Below are 15542 nucleotides of genomic sequence, written 5' to 3'. Positions count from 1 at the left end.
TCTTCTAAATTAAAACAAAATGGAGCCTCTAATTCATCAATAAGGATAATAACTATGAATTGGTTTATTTAGGCTCTATTTTAAATGGCAACGATATATTACAACAGGGTAATTTTAATCTAGTTTTTGGATATAATAAATTACCAATAAGAATCAGTACATCAATTAATGGTGCACAAAGTAAAATTATATCAATTCCAAGATTATCAACGTTTAGACAAACTGTTCAAGACGTTTTACGTGGAGTATCTATTAAAAGTAATGATATTTCATCTTTTAGTTTTTACTCTAACCCCTTTAATGATTATAGTGAAATTTCTCAACATTTTGGTCATAAAGTCAATACAAGATCTCTATTTTCTTCATCATCAAGCTCTGTAAGCAATGTATTGACAACTATAAAGAAGAAAAACGGAATAATTTCAACATTTGAATTAATTAACTTTACAATAGATATGTCATTACCACGTGCAGATGAACTTATTTCGGAGGTAGATATAGAATCTCAGCTTTTAAATAACCCCGTTTATATAAGCTCTATATCATACGGACAAAAAGGAATATTTGCAATAGAATCCGATTTTACTAAAGAAGAAATTGTTAAAGTTTTTGAAAAAGTAACAAAAAAAATATTTAAAAAAACAACTGAGACGATTACTTCTACAGATATTAATATTATCAACAATAGTACAATTAGAGTTTTTCTTGCAGGAGGACCAAACTCGGGTTCTGTATCGCAAATCAATGGATATTTAAGTTTTCTCAATTACGTTACAGAGTTAGGTGATTTTTCTGCAGATAACCCTGGTTATCCTATAACTTTTCAATGTAGACAAATAAATGATTATTCACTATTCAGAACATACTAAATGAAAAATAATAAATCCATTATAAGTGGCTTGGTGTCTATTGTATTACTAATATCTTGTAATAAACAAATTGATACACCTAAAATATATTCCCAAAATTTAAAACAAGCAGAGTTACCCAAAATTGAAATTGTAGAAGGAAATATTAGAAACTTTGATATCGCAAAAATTAAAAGGGAAAAAAAAGGCTCATTACCCAATGCCCTACTCTCAAAATCTGGAGATAAAATAGCTGCTGTTTATATAAAAAACAATACGTTTTGGAAAAATGGAATTACTCCAGGTATTACTTTGGATGGTTATGCTGATGAATTTACAATGACTCCAGAGTGGTTAGGTAAAACAGATGTTTTTCACTTAGGATCTATAATTAAGGGAAACTCTTTAGAGAATCTTTCGTTTATACCTCTTTCTGAAAGAAATGGAGAATATGAAAGCAGACCTATATCTGTATCTGTATCTTTTCCATCGAAAACGGTATATGGAAATTTTGTACCAGATGTAATGGCGACTTCTGAGTTTTTTGGAAATTTAATGAAATCTAATGGTCTAAACACAACCATTAAAAGTTCTTTTAACTACGATATGGTTGCCTATAACTATTATAGTGAACTAAGAAGTCTTTTTGGCTCTAATGTCGATGTTAAAGCTTTGTTCTTCAAGTCTACTCAAAACTACAATAATATAAACGAAAAGATAACGAAGAAAACAGGAATAGCTGTGTCTTTTACACAAAAGAATTTTTCTGTTGATATGGATATTCCAGAGAAAGGTGAGTTATATGAAAACTTAAATTTCAAAGTTCTCAATGGTGTATGGCCTACCTATATTAATTCCGTAGTATATGGTTCTAAAGGGATTTTGTTAATTGAAAGTAATGATGAATCTGAAAAAGTTCATTCAGCTTTTAAGTTAACTTTTTCAGTATTGGAAGGATTAGTAAACGGAAGTAGCCAGTTAACTTCCGAAGAACGACAAATTATTAATAATTCATCTCTATTTCTTCTTTTCATGGGTGCTTCTGGTGAACAGATGACAAAAAGCTTAGGGTCTTTTGATGAACTATTAGATATTATGAAAAAAGGAACTTCTTTTTCTCCAACAACTCCTGGTGTACCTATTTATTTTAAGATGAAATCTTTAGGTACTCACCAAACTATTAATAGTGTATTTAAAATTGATGTGCCAATAATTCCATTCTATATAAAATTAAAGAAAAATAAAAGAGATTCTCCATATCCAATGCAATTATCATTTTTTTCAGATAAATATTGTTACAACCCTATTATCGTACCTCCAGAAACGCCCATATATCTTTATACAAAATATATTGGAAGAACTAGAACAGGCTCTCCTAGAACAGGTTTTTCATTTGATTATCGTTATGATTCTGAACCGCATTATAATTCTGCACCTTCATATAATCTTATAATAAAATCTTCTCCATTTCTTCCAGAATCTCAAATAATAAGCAGTTCGCCAAATGGTCACTATTTTGGAATAAAATAATTTTGAAAAAAAATATAATTTTTGCTTGCAGTAGCTATATCCTTCAATTTAAATTCTTGCAAATAAGACTCATTAAAAAGTGTTCAAGAGCAAATATTAATAGAGCTTTCTTTGGATAGTGGAGAAATTGAAGGTACACCTTCTTGTAATTTGCATTTACTGAGTAATATTGGCCTGTCCTATATCGTTAGGTGCAGGACGTTTTCCGAAGCAAATCAGCGTCGAACCAGTAAGCTTTTTGTCGAGGTCTATATGGATGTTTATAAGCGGAAAAGGGAAAGTTTTACGGATAGCCGTTTGAGTGATGTAGTTATGAAGCGTCTATATATCATTGATTCCACTTCTATCACCTTGTTCAAGGATATTTTAAAAGGAATCTGCCGTAATCCCTGCAAGGGAAGAAAAAAGTAGGCATTAAGGCATATGCCATCTTTTAGGTGAGCGAGAATGTTCCCTGTCTCATCCGTTATAGTGCGGCAGTCCGCCATGATCATACTTATCTAAAGGATGCTCATACGCTACCCAAAGGATCCATTATAACTTTCGATAAAGGCTATGCGATTACGCTGAATACGAGACCTCTTCTAAATGCGGAATCTATTATGTTACCCGCTTGAAGGATAATGCAGCCTATCAAGCCCATAAAGAAAACGACCTGCCGGTTAATGCACCCTCTGCTGTTTTAAAAGATGAAGAAGTGGTGCTTTATTATGGACAGAACAAACAGCATCAACACCGTAGCCGACGGATTGTCTACTGGGACGATGAAAAATAGGTTATTTGAGTTCATATCAAATAACTTTGAACTGTCCGCAGAGAAAAAAGCACGGATTTACAAACAGAGATGGCAAATTGAGATGCTTGTCAAGCAGCTAAAACAGAACTTTCCAATCAAGTATTTCCTGGGAGACATTGAAAATGCCATTGAAATACAGATTTGAGCAGCTATGTTGGCCAACCTATTGATTACATTGGTAAAAAGCAGAGTAAAACGGCCATGGGCATTTTTAAATATGGTATACCTGATCAAAAATCAATTGATGAACTATATCAATATATATCGTTTCCTAGAGGACCTGGGGGGATGTTGGCGGGAGGTCAATTCCAGAGATGGCAATCAATATGAAAATTCACTCTTTGAAAGAAGGGGGGCTAGCTTTTTGAAATCAGCAAAAAAATTGCTCGTAAAGTATTAGGACCAACAAATGAAAATAATTCTCCTGTTTATCGGACAACAATGATTAAGAACATAAGGTTTTAAATTATACGTATTAATAATTTTTAGTTATAAAGATCACAAAATTAATCCAACATCTGGAAAATCATGGAATGAGGTGAAGCAATCCTTGAAAAAGATTAAAAAAGTCCAAATGAATTTCTTCACCTGGACTTTTCCTCTCAGCTCCAAAGAGCCTAATTACTTAATAAATTAAACAGATTACATTCTCCCGAATTAATCCTTAGTAAGAACTAAATCTAAAATTCTTAATGATCATGTCCATGATCATCCTCTTCCACCAAATGCAGGCTAAATTTCAGATCAAGATCATTTGCCCCGCCAAATTTCGTATACTCCTTATTGGTAATATCCTTATCCAGATCAATCTGAGATTTTACACCAGGATTCAAGTGCCTAAGGATATAATTAAAAGTAAACGATTCTGCCACCTGATTTACACTGATATGTCCAACTGTACCTACTTTCACAGCAGTGCCATCCGCTTTTTTATCCGCATAGCTAATGCTCAATGCATCAGCAGGAGCGCCTAAAATAAAGGCAAAATGCTGATCATCCCTAGCCACAAAAGTCTGCTGGCTCTCACGACCTGCAAAATCACGAACGATCAAATTAAAACGATATGACTTATCCTTTTCCAAATGTAAATGAGCACCCACTTCCGGCAAAAGATCGTTCCCTTTGAATTCGATTTTTTCTACCTCTGCACCAGCAATATCTTCATAGCTCACATTACTTCCATTCACTACCTTTTTTACTTCCGTAAAAACTAAAGTAGCACCGGAAACTTCCTCTTGGTCCACCTCGGGATTTGGATCATCCTTTGAACAAGAACTGAATACAGAAATACTGAATAACGCGATAATAAATAAATGTATATTTTTCATGATTATGTTTTTTTAATGTTTTTTTCTAAAATGTATAATTAATGGATAAAATAAAGTTTCGGCCAGGACGATGCGCATAATAACGGAATCGATCCATATAATCCTTATATTGGTTATTGAATATATTCTCAACACGCAAACCTAGATTGACCAATTGATTGGTTTCCCTGCCTAAGCGAAAAGCTTTGTAAACATGTACATGCATTAGGTGATAGGCAGGGGGAGGAGCCATAAAGTCCGTTCCTGCTTCATACCGATTTTGTTTGGCTACAAACTGATGGGATAATTTAACATATCCTTTATCCTGGGGAGCATAGCTCCAAGCCAAGCTCTGTGTAAACTGATCCGAAGGAATATAAGGCAGGTAACTATCCATACTCAGGTTCTTTGCGCGCACTAAACCCGCATTGATCTGGTACTGCCAATGATCCAAAAATGCCCATTTCGCATTCAGGTCCAGACCAAAGAACAAAGCATTGTGCTGCGTATAGCTAAAAACCGGAAAAGTTCCTCGGATGGTCTGTCTTACCGAATCTGGATTCGGGGTGGAATAGATATAATTTGCAATATACTGCGCATACCCATCCAGTTGGAAGGCAAAATCATCCGCTTCGCGGCTGATCGAATTTACCCATTTCAATCCCTGTTCGGCCTTTAGATCAAGATCACCGATCTCATAGATCCCCGCACCATGATGAACCCCATCTGCATACAGTTCATTGGCCGTAGGTGCTCGCCAGGCCAAACCCACATTCGACCGTATTGCCCATTTGGAATCGAGTTGGTATTTCCCGCCCACTGATCCGGAGAAATTATGGAAATTCCGTTGGTCTGTGAGCAGGTATTGCTGTGGGATGCTTTCGTTAGGATCATTATAACGGTACCTATACCCGGCAGCATCGAAATATCGGAAATCATATCGCCATCCCAGTTCCAATAAAAATCGATCCCAAACTTGTTGATGCATTCCGAACAAGCCGATCGACCAGCTTTCAAAGTTGGGAATGATAGGGGTGGTGCCAGTTCCAGGGGTATTGTTGTTCACCTGATTTCCAGCCTGCATACCGATGGTATATCCCTTTTTCTTCAGCAACAGTTCCAGGGAATGGTTGTCCAGCACCATATCAGCCATAGGTACATCATCTGCTACAGCACGACGGCGGTCGAACTCCTTGCGGTGGTTCCTTTGCCATCCATATTGAGCTTCCAATCGCAGGTCATTCCCGAAGGAATATTGATAGTTCAAACGCGCCAATTGATGACTGACATCCTGCTTTGGCGCTTGTATGTCGTAAGAAAAATCATAATGCTCCAAAGGTTCACCATGGGCAATCCTCGCCAGGATATCATTGATATTCCCGACATGAGCACCATAGAATACACCCAGCTCGGTTTGGAAGCGACTGTAATAGGCATCAAAAGCATGATTCGCTAATTTATACTGAACCTGTCCGGAGAAGTTAAGCTCCTGCACGCCGGTGTTCCCTAGATAATAATCGGCAGTTTTGCTATTTCCCAATTTCTTGCCGGAAAGCTGGGCTTTCCAACCCAGATTGGATATACTTTTCAAGCCTCCTTCCAACAGCACGTTTCCTGAAAACCCTCGCCCGTTACTGAATCCCAATAAATCTATAGCGCCATGCAGGCTATCGGTTTTGATGCTTCTGGATTTGCTGATCAGCACGCCTGCCAAGGCATCCGCACCATAGCGAACCGCTTGGGCACCCTTGATCAGTTCAAAATCGTCTGCCGAAAAAGGGTCGATCTCCGGCGCATGCTCCATACCCCATTGTTGTCCTTCATGCTTTACGCCTTGGTTCAACATCAGAATGCGGTTACTATGTAGCCCGTTTATCACCGGCTTTAATATGCTATGGCCAGAGCTCAAAAGACTGACGCCAGATAAATTACTGAAACGTTCTGCCAAGGTCTTGCCCTTGCTTTCGTCGATCTCCTCTTGGGATAGGTTTTGCCTCACGGCTGTGCCTTGTTCATGTCGTTTCGCAGAGACTTTTACCTCCTCGATCGTTTCATGGTGCTGTGCCAAGATGACGGTCCAAGGACCTAACATCATGCACAGGAATAGTATTCTAAGCATGTATTTAGATTACGCTAAAAAAATGTAGCCTTTAAAATATGGAAGGCATTAAAATATGGTAGCCTTTTAATGGGATCTGCTGTAAGGAATTATACAGCCAAGAAATAGGATGGTGGCCCTCGAAGGGAATAAGGAATGCTTTGTCTGCTGACAATTCCTTCATGATATAAGGAAGGAGAAAATTTTTCTATTGGCCATTCTACTGCTTTATTCTCCCAGTTCCACTGGAATAATTGATCTACCTGTTGATGATAAAATAAAAAACAGTAGGTACAGTCCTCATGGGAATGATCGGCAGAATGAGAATGTGCATGGTCCTCAGCATGTGCATGTCCATGATGTGCACAATCATGTGATGTATGATCATGGGTATGAAAGGAAATCAGGCCAAGGGAAAGGCATATAATACCGATCCAGATACTGGCAATTCCTCTTTTCTTTGTTCCAATCCAATTTATCACAGCACAAAGATAATGCAAATGCAATAGTGTTGCAAATTAAAATAAACTTTGTTGCATTAACAGGGAAATTCTTTTTAGCAGGAATGTCTACAAATCCGATTAACTTCTTGGATGGTATTGGGTAATAATACTTTGTAAATAATCTTTATCAATATGCGTATAGATTTCGGTCGTGCTGATGCTTTCATGGCCGAGCATATCCTGGACCGCACGCAGGTCGGCACCGCCTTCCACCAAATGGGAAGCAAAGCTATGTCGGAAGGTATGCGGACTGATATCCTTTTTCAAGCGAATTTTTTCTGCAAGGTCTTTGATGATGATGAAGATCATCACCCGGGACAATGGGTTTCCGCGACGGTTCAAGAAAACATAATCTTCCATCCCCGGTTTGATGGTCTGGTGCACCCTGATCTCTTCCAGGTAGATCTTTAGAAATTTGATGGCCTGCTCGCCAATGGGGATCAACCTTTCCTTGTTTCCTTTTCCTTCGACCTTAATGAATTCCACATCCAGAAATAAATTGGAGATCTTGAGCTCACAAAGTTCCGAAACCCGTAAGCCACATCCATAGAGGATTTCCAGGATGGCCTTATTCCGCATCCCTTCTGCGGCGGATAGGTCGATCGCCGAGATCAAGGCATCAATTTCCTGGATGCTGAGCACAGTAGGGATCTTCCGGGAAAGACGAGGACTTTCAATAAGTTCGGCTGGGTTGCTATCCCATTGGTATTCGATCTGAAGGAAATGGAAAAATGTTTTGATGCCCGATAGGATCCTGGCCTGGCTAAAGGCCGAAATGGCAAATTCATTGATCCAGACCAAGAAATCTTGGATATTTCGGGTCTTGATGTCCTGGAGAGGGATCTCTTTTAACTCACAGTAATGCTGTAGTTTAACGATATCATTCTGGTAGGCATCAATGCTATTTTGGCTTAATCCCCGTTCTAAAAGCAGAAAACGTTTGAAATCCTTTTTTAAATTTTCCCAGTCCATTCGTTAAATATAACTAAATATCGATTATTATTTTCTTTCAACTTTAAAAAGCGAATAAAATCTTGTAATTTGGGACATTATTATATAATAACCGTTCTATACAAAAATAAAGATTATGAAAATTTTGAAGCCGTTGGCAATTGCCTTTTTGCTCCCATTTACAGCAGAAGTGGCAACTGCCTATGTTCCAAGCAACATCAGTGCTGAAGCAAAAGTGATTTTGCAATCCGATTCCCTGAAATGGGATGCGAAATTACCATTCGATCAAACTGTGAAGCAAGGAAAATTAGCGAATGGGTTTACCTACTACATTCGTAAAAACACCGAACCAGAGAAACGTGTTACCATGTATTTGGGCGTGAAAGTGGGTTCGATCGTAGAAACCGACAAACAACAAGGTCTAGCGCACTTTTTAGAGCATATGAACTTTAATGGACTAAAGCATTTCCCTAAGAATGCCTTGGTGGATTACCTGCAAAAAGCTGGGGTTCGTTTTGGTTCTGACCTTAATGCCTATACGGGTTTTGATGAAACGGTTTATCAATTACCAATCCCTTCGGATGATCCAGAATTGTTGAAGAATGGTCTTCAGGTAATGCGCGACTGGGCACAGGATGCCATGTTGGAAACAGATGAAATCGAGAAGGAACGTGGTATCATCATGGAAGAGATGCGTGGTGGTCGTGGTTCTATGCAACGTATGCGCGATAAGTTCATGCCGGTATTGATGAATGGTTCCTTATATGCTAATCGTCTACCAATCGGTACGGAAGAAGTGGTGATGGGATTTGATCCTGCATTGATCCGTCAATTCCATAAGGATTGGTACCGCCCGGATTTACAAACTTTAATCGTTGTAGGTGATATTGATCCGGTAGCAATGGAAGCGGAAATCAAACGCCTATTCTCGGATATGCGTGTGGAGAAGAATCCGAAAGAACGTAAAAAAGTAGGCATTGATCTATTGAACAAAAATCAATTTATCAGTGTTACGGATCCGGAGATGGCCTATACCTTAGGACAGATCTTGATCAAACATAAAGAAAGTAAGGTGGAAACCGTAGGTGACTACCGCAAGGAATTGATGAAGAATATCTACGGAAGCATGATCAATGCACGTTTAGGTGAATTGACGCAATCTGCTAATCCTCCTTTCCTTCAAGCGGGAGTGGATATTTCTGAATTCATGGGTGGATTGGATAACCTAACTGCCTATTTCGTATCTAAACCAGGTCAATTTGAAGATGGTTTTAAAGCGGTGGTTCGTGAATTGGACCGTGTGGATAAATTTGGTTTTACCGAATCGGAATTCAAACGTACCGTTTCTGCTTATGCGAAATCCAATGAAACTTCTTATGTGGAGCGCGATAAGCGTAAATCGGATAGCTATGTAAATGCTTATCTGAACCACTTCTTGAAAGATGCTCCGGCATTAAGTAGTGAAGATCGTTATCAGATCACGAAGCAATTATTGCCTACATTGACCTTGAAAGAGGTAGTGGCTATTGGTGAAGAATATTATGTGGATAGCAACCGTGATGTGGTTATCCTAGCACCAGATTCTGAAAAGGATAAATTGCCGCAAGAAGCACAGGTGAATACTTGGTTCGCTGATGTAGACAAGGAGCAATTAACGGCTTATGATGATAAGGTTTCTGATCTGCCATTGTTGAGCAAAGAGCCTGTTAAAGGAACAATCAAAAGCGAAAAAGCAATCGATAAGATTGGCGCGAAAGAAATCGTATTGAGCAATGGTGTTAAAGTGGTATTAAAACCTACTAATTTCAAGAATGATGAGATCTTGATTTCAGCATTCAGTCCAGGTGGTACTTCCGTTTATTCGGATGCGGATTACATGTCGGCATCAATGGCGGGTACATTGGTGAATTCAAGTGGTTTAGGTCAATTGAATACTATTGAGATGCAGAAATACATGACAGGTAAACAAGTGAATATCAGTCCTTATATTTCTGAGCGTACTGAAGGTTTGTCCGGCTCATCGGATAAAGAAGGCTTGAAGACTGCATTTGAAATGATCTATGGATACTTTACAGAGCCTAGGATCGAAGATGATGTATTCCAGAGTGTGATGAGCAGACAGATTACGATGTTGGCTAACCGCGAGAATGATCCTAACTTTGTATTCAATAAGAATATCATCAATACCTTATATGGAAACAACATCCGTAGAAACCCAGCTGATAAAGCGGAGTTGGATCAAGTAAAACAAGCGCGTGCATTGGAGATCTACAAAGATCGTTTCGCGGATGCATCTGACTTTACTTTCGTGATCGTGGGTTCATTTACCGAAGCGGAAATCAAACCTTATTTGGAGAATTACTTAGCAGCTTTGCCAGCGACCAACCGTAAGGAGGAAGCGAAGGATCTGAAGATTGTTGAGCCTGCAAAAGGGGTAGAGAAGATCGTTAATAAGGGTCAGGAAGCAAAGGCTAACGTAAGATTGTCCATTTATGGCGATTATACCTACAACGATGCGGAGAACATGAATTTAGCAGCATTGGAGACTATCCTTTCCAATAGATTGATCGAGCGTCTTCGTGAAGAGGAGAGTGGGGTATATGGAACGGGAGCAAGAGCTTCTTATTCTAAATTCCCTACGCAACGTTATTCCTTTAATGTTGGATTTGGTACCAGCGTGGATAAATATCCTTCTTTGATTAATTCTACGTTGGATGAATTCCGTAAGATTAAGAAAGATGGTCCTTCGCAAGTGGATTTGGATAAATTTGTGATCGAACAGAAACGTCAGTTTGAGGTTAACCAACGTGAGAACAGGTATTGGTTAAGCCAGATTTCTGGTGCTTTGCAGGTAGGTCGTGATGTGACTTATCCTACTGTTTATTTGGAGCAGTTGAATAAGGTAACTCCAGCGACTGTGAAAGCCGTAGCGAACAAGTATCTGAAAGAAGATCAATTGTTTAAATTTATTTTGTTACCTGATCAGGTGAAGAAATAAGTTGGAAGAAGTAGACTCGGATTTTTTTGATTAAGAAGAATTCGGGATATAAAAGAAATGGATGCTAAGAAATTAGCATCCATTTTTTTTATGTTTTTTCATATCGTCATTGCGAGGAGGTACGACGAAGCAATCTTTCGATTAGTTTAAAGATTGCTTCGTTCCTCGCAATGACGGTATTATCGCAATGACGATGGATTGCTTCGTTCCTCGCAATGACGGTGGGTTCCTCGCAATGACGGTATGGTCGCAATTCCTTGCTTACTCAAACCAAGCCATTACCTCATCCTTACTTGGCATCGCCACATCCAACTTCATCTTCTTTCTCATCCCGCCTAAATCATTAAACACCTTATTCGGATTCGCTTCTTTCAAGCTCTCAATCGTCAAAAATCCCATTTTCTGCAATACCGGCACCCATACCTCCGGAATTCCTTGCTCCACATAATCCGCCACAGTAGTTACCTTCGCTGCCTTCTCCGGACGCATCTGCGGGAAGAACAACACCTCTTGAATCGATGGGTTATTTGTCAAGAACATAATCAACCTATCCATTCCGATTCCCAATCCCGATGTAGGCGGCATACCATATTCCAATGCTCTCAAGAAATCCTGATCGATAAACATCGCCTCATCATCTCCTTTTTCCGAAAGCTTCAACTGATCCTCAAAACGCTCACGCTGATCGATCGGATCATTCAACTCCGAATATGCATTCGCAATCTCCTTACCACAAACCATCAATTCAAAACGTTCCGTTAATTCCGGATTATGGCGGTGCTTTTTGGTCAAAGGCGACATCTCAATCGGATAATCCGTGATAAAGGTTGGCTGAATGAAATTTCCTTCACATTTCTCGCCGAAGATCTCATCGATCAATTTTCCTTTACCCATGGTATCATTCACCGCAATACCCATTCCTTTAGCAGCCTCGCGGATCTCATCTTCCGATTTTCCAGTGATATCAAAACCCGTGAACTGTTGGATGGCAGCAGCCATGCTCACACGTGGATATGGCGCGCGGAAATCGATTTCATGCTCGTTGAACGTCGCTTTTGTCGTTCCGTTTACTGCAATCGCACAGTGCTCCAATAAGCGCTCTGTGAAATCCATCATCCAGTTGTAGTCTTTATAGGCTACATAGATCTCCATCGCGGTAAATTCAGGATTATGCGTACGGTCCATTCCTTCGTTACGGAAGTTTTTGGAAAACTCATACACCCCATCAAATCCACCGACGATCAATCTTTTTAAGTAAAGTTCATTGGCAATACGCAAGTACAATGGAATATCCAATGCATTGTGGTGCGTGATGAACGGACGCGCAGCAGCTCCTCCAGGGATAGATTGAAGCACTGGTGTCTCCACCTCCATATAGCCCGCGTTGTTGAAGAATTCACGCATCGCATTGAACAGTTTCGTACGCTTTACAAAGATATCCTTGTTCTGTGGGTTCACGATCAGATCCACATAACGCATTCGATAGCGTTGTTCTGGATCGGTAAAGGCATCAAAGGTCTTGCCATCTGCCTCTTTTACAATCGGCAATGGACGAAGGGATTTGGTCAATACCGTTAAGGTCTGTACGTGGATAGAAATCTCACCAGTTTGTGTCGTGAACACAAAACCCGTGATACCCACGATATCGCCGATATCCAATAATTTCTTAAATACCGTATTATATAAGGTCTTGTCTTCTCCTGGGCAGATATCATCGCGCTTTACATAAGCCTGTATACGGCCAGTAGAATCCTGAAGCTCTAAGAACGATGCACTACCCATCACACGACGGCTCATGATACGACCAGCAAAGCTGATGTTCTTATAGTTTATTTTATCTCTTTCGTAGTTGGCTAATATATCTTCTGCCGTAGCATTCACGTCGAATTTCTCTGCAGGGAAGGGGTTAATACCGAGGTCGATTAAAGCTTGAAGATTTAATCTTCGTTGTTGTTCTTGTTCTGATAATCCAATACTCATGTTTTTTCGGACTTGTAATGAATTGCAAAAGTAGGAAATAAGCTAAGTTTTTACAATATTTGTGCATCTATTTAGGGAGGGTATGGAAGTTTTCAACAATAGTTAAAAAATGTGGAAGGAAATATCCGCACAGTATTGCTTTTGAATGAAAAAAAAATTATCTTTGCACCTCAATTGTTGAATATATAGTAATCATAAGATAAAATGAAAAAAGAATTGCATCCATCAAACTACAGATTAGTTGTATTTAAAGATATGTCGAATGACTACGCTTTCATCACTAAATCTTGTGTTGACACGAAAGAAAGTATTACTTGGGAAGATGGCAATGAATATCCATTAGTGAAATTAGAGATCTCTCACACTTCACACCCATTCTACACTGGTAAAATGAAGTTAGTAGATACTGCTGGACGTATCGATAAGTTCCGTAGCCGCTACAACAAGAAATAATTTATTTTCTTTTAAGAATTTAAAGGATATCCCGATAAGTTTATTATCGGGATTTTTTTATGTAATTTTAGGCCATGTCGCTAACCATCCTTTTATTTGATAAAGCGCCTTGGCGAAACCATTTATTACCGCTTTCGGCCAGTAGACCTGTCGGCAATCTTCGTGTCGGGATCTGTACCCTCGATGAAAAATGGCAGCGTATATTCCAATCACCTGTTTTCTTTGCTACAGCAGATTATTTGCAACCGTCTTTTCCAATTGATGATCATTCTTCAACTGATCCTTCCTTAAAGAATCTGTTTCTGATTATTCAGGCGAATGTTTTGCCTGATATTTCGCTCTTGGAGGAGCTGGAGAACTTACGTGTTGGTGAGGTTTTGGTCTCTTCCGATCGATGGATTGCCTGCAAGTTGGATTTCATTCCGGAAGATATACCGGGGATCATTTCCAGTTTACAACCCGTGAAAAGCAGTTCCAATGTTCAGTTTATCCATCATCCAGAGGATATTTTCCTACAGAATAAGCAACAGTTGGAATTCGATTTTGAATTACTGACCAAAGGAAGGGTCTCAGCGGCAATTTCATCCAATAATATGCTTTTCGGAGATCGTATTTTTATCGAACCTGGTGCGCACGTGGAAGGGGTCAGTTTGAACAGTCTGGATGGGCCTATATATATAGGTAAAAATGCGCAGTTGGAAGAGGGTAGTTTCTTGCGTGGGCAAGTCGCTATCGGTGAATCGGCCAGGGTGAAGATGATGGCTCGCTTATATCCGAATGTGAGCATTGGTCCAGGCAGTACGATTGCCGGTGAAGTAAATAATACGGTGATCTGGGGCAATAGTGCAAAAGGGCATGATGGTTACCTAGGTTGTTCGGTAATCGGGGAGGGTTGTAATATTGGGGCAGGATCGTCAAACTCCAATCTGAAAAACAATTGGCAGGATGTAAGGTTATATGATTATGAATACCTTTCGTATCGGCAGACCGATGTGTTGAAATGTGGGATGATCATGGGGGATCTGGCCATGTTAGGGATAAATTCCTCCGTAAATACAGGTACCGTAATTGGGGTAGCTGCGCAGGTGGCAATGTCAAATATAATTCCCAAATTTGTGCCGGATTTCAGCTGGCAGGTAGGGGATGATTATTCAAGCTATCGGTTTGATAAATTCTTGGACATGTTAGAACGAAGAAAGCTTGCTACTGGAACCGAAATTTCAGGAAATATTGCCATATTTGAACATATATATAATAATACAGCCGGTCTACGGACCGAGGTAATCAACAATCAAACAAAAAAGTAATTATGCGTAAAAACATTGTAGCTGGAAACTGGAAAATGAATTTGGATTATGAGCAAGGATTAAGCTTGTTTTCTGAAATTGTAAATATGGTAAAAGATGAAGTGAGAGGTGGTCAGGAAGTGGTGGTTTGTAGTCCGTTTATCCATTTGCCAAGTTTGGCTAAGCTTGGAAATTCGGCAGTCAACGTATCTATTGGTGCTCAGAACATTTCTGAACATGCATCTGGAGCCTATACCGGAGAAATCTCTGCTTCCCAAGTGAAATCTACAGGAGCTAACTATGTGATCTTAGGCCATTCGGAACGTCGTGCCTATTATGGTGAAACGGATGAGTTATTGGCTAAAAAGGTGGATGCTGCATTGGCAAACGACCTGAAACCGATCTTCTGTATTGGAGAAACCAAAGAGGAACGCGAATCTGGATCTTTCTACGAAGTAATCAAAACGCAATTGAGCAAAGCATTGTTCCATTTGGATGCGAATGCTTTTAAACATATTGTCTTGGCCTATGAGCCTGTATGGGCTATTGGAACGGGTTTAACGGCCACTCCAGAACAGGCACAGGAGGTGCATGCCTTCATCCGCAAGACTTTAGCGGAACAATTTGGTCAAGAAACAGCAGATAATACGAGTATTTTATATGGTGGAAGTGCCAATCCGGGCAATGCCCAGAGCCTTTTCTCCCAACCGGATATCGATGGTGGGTTGATTGGTGGTGCGTCCCTGAAATCTCGTGATTTCCTGCAGATTATTAATGTATTTAACGGTTAAT

At 39.5% G+C, this 15542-nt stretch carries 13 protein-coding genes; 8 read left to right on the top strand and 5 right to left on the bottom strand.

What is annotated here, in order from left to right; translation table 11 throughout:
• Positions 1 to 59: 59 nt before the first annotated feature.
• From E3D81_RS04975 to E3D81_RS04960, 4 genes are all read left to right on the top strand, one after another.
• Complete coding sequence (locus E3D81_RS04975; protein ID WP_167554235.1) at positions 60 to 869, top strand: thiol-activated cytolysin family protein; 810 nt, start codon at positions 60 to 62, stop codon at positions 867 to 869.
• On the top strand, positions 870 to 2378 hold the full coding sequence (locus E3D81_RS04970; protein WP_134776645.1) for a thiol-activated cytolysin family protein: 1509 nt from the start codon (positions 870 to 872) through the stop codon (positions 2376 to 2378).
• Between the two features lie 111 nt (positions 2379 to 2489).
• Positions 2490 to 2789 (top strand): hypothetical protein, encoded by a 300-nt coding sequence (locus tag E3D81_RS04965; RefSeq protein WP_134776644.1) that lies wholly within the window; start codon positions 2490 to 2492, stop codon positions 2787 to 2789.
• Between the two features lie 278 nt (positions 2790 to 3067).
• Positions 3068 to 3319, top strand: coding sequence for a transposase (locus E3D81_RS04960; RefSeq protein ID WP_134776643.1), 252 nt, complete (start codon positions 3068 to 3070; stop codon positions 3317 to 3319).
• A gap of 544 nt (positions 3320 to 3863) precedes the next feature.
• Here E3D81_RS04960 and E3D81_RS04955 read toward each other — a convergent pair.
• From E3D81_RS04955 to xerD, 4 genes are all read right to left on the bottom strand, one after another.
• Positions 3864 to 4502, bottom strand: a complete 639-nt coding sequence (locus E3D81_RS04955) for a hypothetical protein (RefSeq protein ID WP_134776642.1) — start codon at positions 4500 to 4502, stop codon at positions 3864 to 3866.
• Positions 4503 to 4527: 25 nt separating this feature from the next.
• Positions 4528 to 6600 (bottom strand): TonB-dependent receptor, encoded by a 2073-nt coding sequence (locus tag E3D81_RS04950; protein ID WP_134776641.1) that lies wholly within the window; start codon positions 6598 to 6600, stop codon positions 4528 to 4530.
• A gap of 89 nt (positions 6601 to 6689) precedes the next feature.
• On the bottom strand, positions 6690 to 7061 hold the full coding sequence (locus E3D81_RS17345) for a DUF2946 domain-containing protein (protein ID WP_209023104.1): 372 nt from the start codon (positions 7059 to 7061) through the stop codon (positions 6690 to 6692).
• A gap of 99 nt (positions 7062 to 7160) precedes the next feature.
• The gene (gene xerD / locus E3D81_RS04940) at positions 7161 to 8054 is read right to left on the bottom strand and encodes a site-specific tyrosine recombinase XerD (protein ID WP_134776640.1); all 894 of its coding nucleotides are present in this window, start codon (positions 8052 to 8054) and stop codon (positions 7161 to 7163) included.
• A 115-nt stretch (positions 8055 to 8169) separates the two neighbouring features.
• On the opposite strand from xerD, the gene E3D81_RS04935 reads away from it, so the two are divergent.
• Complete coding sequence (locus E3D81_RS04935; protein WP_134776639.1) at positions 8170 to 11031, top strand: M16 family metallopeptidase; 2862 nt, start codon at positions 8170 to 8172, stop codon at positions 11029 to 11031.
• A 261-nt stretch (positions 11032 to 11292) separates the two neighbouring features.
• On the opposite strand, the gene lysS is transcribed toward E3D81_RS04935, so the two are convergent.
• The gene (lysS, locus tag E3D81_RS04930; protein WP_134776638.1) at positions 11293 to 13011 is read right to left on the bottom strand and encodes a lysine--tRNA ligase; all 1719 of its coding nucleotides are present in this window, start codon (positions 13009 to 13011) and stop codon (positions 11293 to 11295) included.
• Between the two features lie 204 nt (positions 13012 to 13215).
• On the opposite strand from lysS, the gene E3D81_RS04925 reads away from it, so the two are divergent.
• The 3 genes from E3D81_RS04925 to tpiA all read left to right on the top strand — a co-directional run bounded on the left by E3D81_RS04925 (position 13216) and on the right by tpiA (position 15541).
• Positions 13216 to 13464: a type B 50S ribosomal protein L31 gene (locus E3D81_RS04925; RefSeq protein WP_099367172.1), complete on the top strand. Its 249-nt coding sequence runs from the start codon at positions 13216 to 13218 to the stop codon at positions 13462 to 13464.
• A gap of 74 nt (positions 13465 to 13538) precedes the next feature.
• Positions 13539 to 14771 (top strand): putative sugar nucleotidyl transferase, encoded by a 1233-nt coding sequence (locus tag E3D81_RS04920; protein ID WP_134776637.1) that lies wholly within the window; start codon positions 13539 to 13541, stop codon positions 14769 to 14771.
• 2 nt (positions 14772 to 14773) lie between these two features.
• Positions 14774 to 15541 (top strand): triose-phosphate isomerase, encoded by a 768-nt coding sequence (gene tpiA / locus E3D81_RS04915; RefSeq protein WP_134776636.1) that lies wholly within the window; start codon positions 14774 to 14776, stop codon positions 15539 to 15541.
• Position 15542: the final 1 nt, after the last annotated feature.

It is taken from the genome of Sphingobacterium sp. CZ-2, from assembly GCF_004526235.1.
Classification (GTDB): domain Bacteria; phylum Bacteroidota; class Bacteroidia; order Sphingobacteriales; family Sphingobacteriaceae; genus Sphingobacterium; species Sphingobacterium tenebrionis.
Note: the sequence above shows the minus strand (reverse complement) of the source record. Positions and strands in the feature narration are given on the sequence as shown.